The 6766-nt window shown below is 71.5% G+C and carries 8 protein-coding genes; 1 reads left to right on the top strand and 7 read right to left on the bottom strand.

Annotated features, from left to right (window positions below; genetic code table 11):
• Positions 1-705: 705 nt before the first annotated feature.
• From R4P08_RS02835 to R4P08_RS02815, 5 genes are all read right to left on the bottom strand, one after another.
• A complete protein-coding gene (locus tag R4P08_RS02835; protein ID WP_317812225.1) occupies positions 706-1287 on the bottom strand; it encodes a dihydrofolate reductase family protein in 582 nt (193 codons plus the stop codon).
• A 315-nt stretch (positions 1288-1602) separates the two neighbouring features.
• Positions 1603-2814: an MFS transporter gene (locus R4P08_RS02830; protein ID WP_317812224.1), complete on the bottom strand. Its 1212-nt coding sequence runs from the start codon at positions 2812-2814 to the stop codon at positions 1603-1605.
• Positions 2815-2840: 26 nt separating this feature from the next.
• On the bottom strand, positions 2841-3536 hold the full coding sequence (locus tag R4P08_RS02825) for a LysE family translocator (protein ID WP_317812223.1): 696 nt from the start codon (positions 3534-3536) through the stop codon (positions 2841-2843).
• Positions 3533-4147, bottom strand: coding sequence for a methylated-DNA--[protein]-cysteine S-methyltransferase (locus R4P08_RS02820; RefSeq protein ID WP_317812256.1), 615 nt, complete (start codon positions 4145-4147; stop codon positions 3533-3535). Before R4P08_RS02820 ends, R4P08_RS02825 begins: the two co-directional genes overlap by 4 nt.
• 68 nt (positions 4148-4215) lie before the next feature.
• The gene (locus tag R4P08_RS02815) at positions 4216-4755 is read right to left on the bottom strand and encodes an RNA polymerase sigma factor (RefSeq protein ID WP_317812222.1); all 540 of its coding nucleotides are present in this window, start codon (positions 4753-4755) and stop codon (positions 4216-4218) included.
• A 194-nt stretch (positions 4756-4949) separates the two neighbouring features.
• Here R4P08_RS02815 and R4P08_RS02810 point away from each other — a divergent pair, with 194 nt between their 5' ends.
• Positions 4950-5924, top strand: a complete 975-nt coding sequence (locus R4P08_RS02810) for an esterase/lipase family protein (RefSeq protein ID WP_317812221.1) — start codon at positions 4950-4952, stop codon at positions 5922-5924.
• Between the two features lie 60 nt (positions 5925-5984).
• Here R4P08_RS02810 and R4P08_RS02805 read toward each other — a convergent pair whose 3' ends face one another.
• Positions 5985-6413 carry a hypothetical protein gene (locus tag R4P08_RS02805; RefSeq protein WP_317812220.1) on the bottom strand — a complete coding sequence of 143 codons (429 nt, stop codon included), beginning with the start codon at positions 6411-6413 and terminating at the stop codon, positions 5985-5987.
• Complete coding sequence (locus R4P08_RS02800) at positions 6410-6748, bottom strand: MTH1187 family thiamine-binding protein (RefSeq protein ID WP_317812219.1); 339 nt, start codon at positions 6746-6748, stop codon at positions 6410-6412. The genes R4P08_RS02805 and R4P08_RS02800 overlap by 4 nt, the downstream gene beginning before the upstream one ends.
• Between the last annotated feature and the right edge of the window lie 18 nt (positions 6749-6766).

The following is a 6766-nucleotide window of genomic DNA, read 5'->3' as shown; positions in this document are numbered from 1 at the left end:
CTCCATAAAAGCTTCTCAGCACTACGAAAAGCACAATCCAAGCAAAAAACAAACCAGATAACTGGCTGTTCAAAAAACGCGACCCCCACGACAGGGAGTGTGAAGGTCGCAAACCAAAAAAATTTGGCACTATCACAAACAAAACACACTGTTGAGTTCTCAAACAACACCCACACACCGTCACCTTGTGGCATTCTTAGCCACGTAGTGTCCGGGATGATTCCGCCACCCCTGTTCGGGGCAACTCCACCAGCTTAGCAGGCTCACTCCCCGGTTACAAAACCGGGCTTTTCCTCTGCTTTGCGGCTTCGCCGCCTCTCTCGAGGGCAACTTCTCCATCTTAGCGATCCGAACTCTGCGAGTCAAACCGCTTGTCCGTCTTGCTTTTTGGAGCCTCCGCCTGTTCCCGGTCCCAACCTCTCGGCTCGGCCCCGTCCTTGGCGACTTCGGCAACGCTACACGGATCCCCTCCCGCCACCTAACTGTGGGAACACAACGTGCTCAGCGCCACATCGGAGGCCCGGGAGTTCGTCGGGCGACCGGCCACGAACGGTCTTCGCGCATGCTCTCACCTGGCGTTTTGTGTTCTCGGCCGCAACTTCGCGGCCCCACGCAACACGGACGCCGACGTCCCGCAGAGTCGAGACGCTCCCGCAGAGTCGAGACAGCCTCCGCGACCGCGGCACGACGACTGTGCTTAATCGGTCAACGGCGCACCCGATAGCGCAGGTGAAGCACCCGGTTGCCCTGAATCACCTCGTCGGGGTCCTGCAGCAGTCGCTGTGCGTGGACCGACCCGAAGTAGCGCTTTCCGGAGCCCAACACGACGGGTACGACGTCCATGCGCACCTCGTCGACGAGGCCCGCTGCGAGTACCTGTCCACCGACGTCGCCGGCAGCGACCTCGACGATGCGGTCACCCGCGAGCTCCCGCGCGCTGGAGACGGCTGCCTCGACGCTATCGACGAAGCGGAAGGGCGCCTCGGCGTCCCAGCCCTCGGGTCGCGGCCGGTGCGTCACCACGACCATGTGATCGACCCCGCTCGGAGGCTTCCCATCCCACCCGTCCGTCAGGTCAAAGACGTGGCGGCCGACGATCGTCACACCGACCTGATCCCAGTACTGCCGGGTGTAGTCGTAGGAAGCCTGCGACACCCTCAACACGCCGCTCTCGTCCAACGGGACGTCCCCGCTGGTCAACCATTCGAACAGCGGTCCGGGCTGGTCTTCCTCGTCTGCAATGAACCCGTCTACCGAGACCGACGCGTACATCACCACCTTGCCCATCGGGCCTCCCTTACTTCCTGGTGCGCCTGGTCGCCGCACCTTCGGGGTCGAGGGCGGGTGGAGCGGGCTCGTGATCTCTTCGCTCGCAACCTATTGACGCCGCAATCTCTTGACCAGGGTAGGACTCACCCGGCCCGTCCGGAAGACCTCGACGGGGCCGCGATGGGCGATCGGGTTCATGCCGGTTTCCCGCAACGGCGCCCGATACGTCACCGTGACAGTAGTTCTGGTGCCCAACCCCGGGACGGCCCCGGCTCAGCGTGACCGCCCGGGATCGCCGGTGGGTGCGATGGTCCGCGGAGGGCAGACCGCCCGTCACGACGCAGGTGCGGGGCTCTCGCGTAGCTGGGACACCGTCAGCGGGATGAGCAGCACGCACACGACCGCGATCGCCCCGATCCACGGCATCGGTCCGCCGATCGGCGTGACCGCGGCGATCGCGTACGGCGTCGCCATGCCCAGGTAGGCCAGGACGTAGAACACGGCCACCATGCCGGCGTGCTCCTCGGGACCGGACTGGAGTTCAACCTCCACGAGCCCGCCCACCAGCAGGGTGCCGTAACCCGCGCCCAACACCACCGCCACGGGCAGCATCGCCAGAGCGCGCAGCGGCAGGTCCGCCGCTGCCACCAACCCGGCCCCGGCCGCCATCCCGACCGCCGCGGCCACCAACCCCGCCACGGGCACCCGCCACGGGGCCGCGGCGGAGGCGAGCCGGCGAGCTGCCGGCTGCACCAGCACGCCGGTACCCAGGGTGAGCCCGGCCAGGACCCCCGCGTACAGCACGGGCATCCCCGCGTCCCCACCGAGCAGCCCGGCCAGCACGATGAACGACATCGACGCGCAGCCGAACACCAGCGGCGCCCAGGGGGCGACACCCAGCGCGAACCTGCGCCTGCGCGCGCCCGCCGGAACCAACGGCGCCCGCGCCGCCCCGTGCCGGGGCACGAAGGGGTCCGGGGCGTTCCAGGCGAACACCATCGCCACCACTCCCAGGACCAGGTGCGGCAGGTACGGCGTCAGTTCCGGAGCGGGGAGGAACTCGCCCAGGATCCCGGCGGCGAGCGCGCTGAGTCCGAACCCGCCGGACACGGCGATCGCGGCCCGTCGCGCCCCGGCCCCCGGCGGGGCGGCGGCCGACAGTTCACGGATCCACGCGCCGCCCGGGCCGAACGCGGCGCCCGAGGCCACCCCGGCGAGGAACCGGCCCAGGTACAACCACAACGGATCCTGCGGAGCGAGGAGCATGAGAACGGTCGCCACCAGGGAGAGCACCAGGACGGGTCGCATCAGGACGAGCCGGCCGTGTGCGTCGGACCAGCGGCCGGCCAGGACGAGCGCGGGGATCAGGCCCACGATGTAGATCGCGAACATCGCGGTGACGTCGTCCTGCCCGAGTCCCAGCTCGGTCTTGTACATGGTGAGCAACGGCGCGTACTGGTTCGCGCCCCAGCCCACGGCGAACATGGCCAGCGCCGCGCGGGCCCAGTCCCGGACTCCGACCACGTCGCCTGCACCTGTGCCCATGATCGGTGAACCTAGTCCCCGGATCCTCAGGCCAAAGCCTCGATCACGAACGCCACCCCCACCACCACGAACAGCCCGCTCGCCACCACGTCGACCCACGGCATCAGACGCCCGACCCGCTCGTTGACTCTCCGATGCGATGCCGCCACGGCGATTCCGCAGAACCACGCCAGCGCCACGGCGATCATCCCCACGACCAAGAAGGCCGACCGCCCGGCCGGCACCTCACCGCTGAGGAACGGGGTGAGGACCGCGCCGAAGAACACCAGCGCCTTGGGGTTGGCGAGGTTGGTGGCCAGGCCCCGCGCGACGTCGCCACCGGGGAACCCGATTGCGCCGCGGGGTGGGGGTTGCCGCTCACCTGACCCGGTTTCGACCCCGGCCTCGGTTCCCGCCCCGGCCTCGTTTCCCGCAAAGGTCCCGGACCGGGCCCGGGCCCGCCACCAACCGCGCATCCCGAGCACGCCGAGGGTCGCGAGCAGCGCGCCGCCCGCCACCTGGAGCCCGGTCATGAGTGCGGGGTACACGCGGACGAGGGCGGCGAGCCCAGCGAACGCGGCCACGAGCCACACGGAGATGCCGGCGACGATCCCGACCGCCGTCGCGACCCCGTGGCGCCGGCCGGCCAGGGCGCGTTGGAGGACGACGACGAGGTCCGGCCCCGGCGAGACCACCGCGATCGCCCAGACGCCGAACAGCGCGGCGACCTGTGCCGATGTCACGCCGCCGACTCCATCGCCAGCAGCCGCCGCTTGGCCTCGAGCCCACCCCGGTACCCACCGAGCGCGCCGTCCGAGCGCAGGATCCGGTGGCACGGCCACACCAGCGGGAGCGGGTTGGTGGCGCACGCCGAGCCGACCGCGCGGACCGCCCCGGGCCGGTCGAGTGCGGCGGCGATCTCCTTGTAGGTGGCGGTGCGCCCGTAGGCCACCCCGGCCAGACGACGCTGCACCTCGCCGCGGAACCCGGTCGCCAGCGCGGGGTCGAGCGCGACATCGAACTCGCGACGGCGGCCCGCGAGGTACCCGTCGATCTGCTCGGTGGCGGTCGCGAGAACCCGAGAGGCGGGGCCCGGTGACCCGACCCCTCCCGGGTCGGCGGGCGCGCGCAGGACGCGGGGCCCGATCCGCGTCGCGAGCATCTCCAGCACGGCCTGCTGGTCCTCGATCTCGAACGCCACGTACACGAGCCCCAGCGGGGTGGCCGCCAGCAGCAGACCCCCGATGGGCGAGTCGACCGTTCGGAACGCCACGTCGACCAGGTCGTCCCGCTCGGCCTCCCGGGTGAGCCGGTCGCGCAGTCGCGCGATGTCAGCGGGCGCGCCGCGCAGCATCGCCACGGTGCTGTTACTCACCGTGCTGTTACTGACGTCTGACGCGGTACTGACATCGGCTCTGTCGGTCATGACGGCTGCTCCTCGAGTTGTGTTCTCCGCAGGGCCGCGACCCCGTCCGCGGCGGCGCGCCGCGCGGCCGCCTCACCGCCGCCCGTGAGCTCGGCGATCTCGGCGTACGGGAGTCCGCCCAGATACCGGTAGGCCACACAGAGTCGCTGCCGGGTGGGCAGTGCCGCGACGGCCGCCCAGATCGCGGGGTCGCCGGCCTCGTCGTCGTCGCCGGTCCAGGTTCCCCGCGCGCCGCAGGACCGTCCGCCACCCGCCCGCGCCCACTCGTCGAGCAGCGCGACATCATCGGCGCCGCCCGCCGGGGTGGCCGCGCGCGCCGAGCGCCGGACCACATCCACCGCCCGCCGGTGGGCGACGCGGACGAGCCACGCCTCGACGTTGGTCTCCTCCGGGAGCTCCGGCCAGGCCCGCAGCGCGGACAGGAACGTCTCCGACCAGGCGTCGTCGGCGTCGGCACCCACCCCCAGGACCGCGCGGCACACCCGCAGGACTGTCGGCCCGTGCCGGACCACCGCGGCGTCGAAGGTTGCCCTCATGGGTCAGATCCTCCCCTCGTCGCCGGCCGGGCGCTGACGCACCCCGAATGTGGTTCCCCCGGTAGTCGTCCTGCGAGGGCGAAGTGTGAGGTGGCAGCGGTTCGCGATTCCCGCGGAGGTTCGCGAGGCAAGCGGTTCCCAATCGCCCGAGCTGCTCGCATACTGGTCAGATCCTCAGGCTCCAGGGAGTGTCAATGACCGGTTCACGCAGGCGTCCACACCGCTCGGTTCGTTCCCGGTTGGCCGGTGCCGTCGCCGCCGCCGCGCTGGGGATACCGGTCGCAGCGGCGTCGGGTTCGATCGTGACCGCGCCCGTCGCGCAGGCCGGGCCGGTGGAGGACGCCATCCAGGCACTCGATCCCACCGGGGAGCTCGGACCGTACGTGACCGAGGCGCTGGGCGGGATCAACGGCCCACTCGGCGCGCCCGGCCCGCCGGCCCCGGTCGACGCGCCCATCAACTGCCGGCCGACAGCAGCTCACCCGCGGCCGGTGATCCTGGTCCACGGGACCTTTGACAACGGCCCCAACACCGTCTCGCGGCTGGGTGCGCCGCTGCGCAGGCAGGGCTTCTGCGTGGTCGCCCCGACCCTGGGCGCCTACGTGGGCAACCCGGCCCGCGGCGGCCTCGACTCGATCGCAGGGGCCTCGGGCCCGCAGCTCGCCGGGGTGATCGACCGGGTCCGGGCCGTCACCGGCGCGGCGCAGGTCGACCTGGTGGGATATTCGCAGGGCGCCTCGATCGCCGGGTACACCACCAAGGTGCTGCGGCCGGGCGCGGTGGGGCGCGTGGTCTCGGTGGGCGGGTACTGGGGCGCCGACAACAGCGGCCTGATCCCCCACCAGCTGCCGCGGGAGGCCGCCGGCGCCGCGCTGTGGGCCGCCAACCTCCGCGGTCTGGCGGAGCTGTCGCCCGGCAGCCCGGTACTCACCGCCTGGTACGGCCTGGACCGCACCCCGTTCCTGCCCGGCGTCGGTTACACGCTCATCGCCACGCGCGGGGACCATCTGCTGCCGCCGGAGCGGAGCTTCGTGCCCGGACCCGGGGTGCAGTGGCGGGTCACCGAGGACGCGTGTGGCGGCGGGCCGAACTCGCACGGCGGCATGGCCGTCGACTCGCGGACCCACTCGCTCGTCGCCCGCGCGTTGGGCGGTTCCGGCCGCTGCTGAGCCCCCAGCAGGTCCGCGACTCAGCTCTTCAGTGAGCCAGCTGGTCAGTGAGCCAGCTGGTCAGCGGTTCCCGGTGCCGTGGAGCTTGACGAGCTCGTACGCGTCCCGCAGACCGAGACGCGGATGCGCGCTCCGGAGCCTGCGGACAGTGTCGATCTCGCCCGACGAGGACCGCTCGGCGTCGGCGACCTCCACGCGACCGAGGTTCACGGCAACCAGGTGAGAGCGCTCCTCCGCGCGGCCCCCGAACCACCACCGGTGGGCGGCCGCGCCCAGGAGCAGGATGGCGAGCGCGCCCCACACCAGAACGTCGAAGAGGCTGGCGTCGGGGGAGACCAGCTCCACCACAGCCACGACCAGCGCACCGATCCCGCCGAGCGCGGTGGCCGCCACGTACGCGACGGTCTGTAGGCCGCGCGGCCGATGACCGTCCGCGTCGGATCCGGGGTCGGTGCGCGAGGGTCGCTCCGAGGGGGTGCGGGAGGTCATGGTGCGACCACCTCGTCGTCGTCGCCGCCGGCCTTTCCCGCCAGGTGCCGCTCCACCCGCTCGACCTTCCCGCGCAGCTCGCCGGTGCGGCCGGGCCGCAGGTCGGCTTTGAGCACGAGGCTGACCCGGGGTGCCACGGCCAGCACGGCTTCCGTGGCCGCGCGGATGACGGGCATGACCTCGTCCCACTCGCCCTCGATGGTGGTGAACATCGAGGTGGTCTCGTGGGGCAGGCCGGAGGCGCGGACCACCCGGACCGCCTCGGCGACAGCCTCGCTCATGGATGCTGTCTCGTCCGCGGTGGTCGTGGGTGCGACGGAGAAGGCGAAGAGCATGGCCCCACGGTAGGCCGC

It is taken from the genome of Rhodococcus sp. IEGM 1408 (assembly GCF_033142235.1).
In the GTDB taxonomy this organism is placed as follows: Bacteria; Actinomycetota; Actinomycetes; order Mycobacteriales; family Mycobacteriaceae; genus Dietzia.
The sequence above is the reverse complement of the archived record's forward strand: the minus strand, read 5'-3'. Positions and strand labels throughout refer to the sequence as shown.

Coding starts and splice junctions, on each gene's coding strand:
- R4P08_RS02815 (WP_317812222.1), bottom strand. CDS start 4,755: ATGAGGGCAACCTTCGACGCCGCGGTGGTCCGGCACGGGCCGACAGTC.
- R4P08_RS02800 (WP_317812219.1), bottom strand. CDS start 6,748: ATGCTCTTCGCCTTCTCCGTCGCACCCACGACCACCGCGGACGAGACA.
- R4P08_RS02830 (WP_317812224.1), bottom strand. CDS start 2,814: ATGGGCACAGGTGCAGGCGACGTGGTCGGAGTCCGGGACTGGGCCCGC.
- R4P08_RS02810 (WP_317812221.1), top strand. CDS start 4,950: ATGACCGGTTCACGCAGGCGTCCACACCGCTCGGTTCGTTCCCGGTTG.
- R4P08_RS02820 (WP_317812256.1), bottom strand. CDS start 4,147: ATGCTGCGCGGCGCGCCCGCTGACATCGCGCGACTGCGCGACCGGCTC.
- R4P08_RS02835 (WP_317812225.1), bottom strand. CDS start 1,287: ATGGGCAAGGTGGTGATGTACGCGTCGGTCTCGGTAGACGGGTTCATT.
- R4P08_RS02805 (WP_317812220.1), bottom strand. CDS start 6,413: ATGACCTCCCGCACCCCCTCGGAGCGACCCTCGCGCACCGACCCCGGA.